The sequence below is a fragment of the Phocaeicola intestinalis genome, assembly GCF_014837065.1.
In the GTDB taxonomy this organism is placed as follows: domain Bacteria; phylum Bacteroidota; class Bacteroidia; order Bacteroidales; family Bacteroidaceae; genus Phocaeicola; species Phocaeicola intestinalis.
This window is the reverse complement of the sequence record NZ_JACSPP010000132.1, coordinates 1-1,165: the sequence shown is the minus strand read 5'-3', so window position 1 is coordinate 1,165 and position 1,165 is coordinate 1. Positions and strand designations below refer to the sequence as shown.

Below are 1,165 nucleotides of genomic sequence, written 5' to 3'. Positions count from 1 at the left end.
GTGTGGTGATAAATGTACTAAAATCTGTTAAGTCCGCTGGTGCAGCTTTTCTAATGGAATGAAAGCGACTAAATTTGCAAGAAAAGCCATATGCTGCTAAGTCAATTTGAAGGTCGTTTTCCGACGGAAGAATCCTGCGTGTCTTATTTTAGAGACATTCGCATCATCCAAGGCGTTTCCTGCCCTAATTGCGGTGTCAAAACTGATAAGTGGCTGCAAGGGAGAAAAGCGTTTCAGTGTACAAAATGCGGTTGCAGCATTCCCTTGACCAAGGGGACGGTAATGGAACACAGCAAGTTGTCCCTTCGTACTTGGTTCTATGCCATGCACCTTATGACGTCCATCAAGCAGGTGCTTTCCGCAAAAGAAGTCCAGCACCAGCTGCGGATAGAACAATACCCTCCCGTGTGGCTTATGATGATGAAGTTGAGGAACATCATGGGAAAGCGGGATTCCATATACCAATTGTCGGATGAAGTGGAGCTCGATGAGGCGTTCTTTCCGATACGGATTCCTGAAGAGGCGCGCGGTGAGAAAATCAAGCGCGGGGCAGGAAGCCAACAGCAAGCTAAGGTACTTGTCATCGTTGAAAGCAAGCCTGTTGACACTGTACTGCAGCAATACTTGTGCGAGGCAACAGAGCAATCCATAAGAAAAGCATCCAAATTGGCTAAAAAAGCGGAAAGGCAAAGCATCGGAAAGGTTGTCCATTACATAAAGATGTTTGTGATTGACAATCTGAGTGCTGACACGTTGGACAAAATAGTACGTAAACACATTGACAAGGATACGGTCATCGTTTCAGACGGTTCCTCCTCGCACATAAACTTCGAAGGGTACTTCAAAGGGTATGAACGGCATGTTGAGAGCAATGTGGATTCTGTTGTCAAGACTCATTTGCCTTGGGTGCATGTTGTCATAGGACGCTGCCGAAGTGGCATTGCTGCCATTCATGGTGAGGTTGACAAGCAGTTCTTGCAACTTTACTTGAATGAATTCTGCTGGAAATTCAACAGAAGATTCTTCAAAGATTCATGCGACCCGAAATATGACCTGTTTGATAGGTTGGTTAAGATTGCCGCCATTTACACATCGGACATCAAATGGAGAGACTACTACTTACCGGACGATGAAATCGTTTAAGGTTTGTTAGTACATTTATCAC

The 1,165-nt window shown here is 45.0% G+C and carries 1 protein-coding gene; it reads left to right on the top strand.

Translation table 11 applies throughout. The annotated features are described in order from the left end of the window. Window positions 1–90: 90 nt before the first annotated feature. Window positions 91–1,143, top strand: coding sequence for an IS1595 family transposase (locus tag H9625_RS17350; RefSeq protein WP_087428520.1), 1,053 nt, complete (start codon window positions 91–93; stop codon window positions 1,141–1,143). The last annotated feature ends 22 nt before the right edge of the window (window positions 1,144–1,165 follow it).

Coding starts and splice junctions, on each gene's coding strand:
- H9625_RS17350 (WP_087428520.1), top strand. CDS start 91: ATGCTGCTAAGTCAATTTGAAGGTCGTTTTCCGACGGAAGAATCCTGC.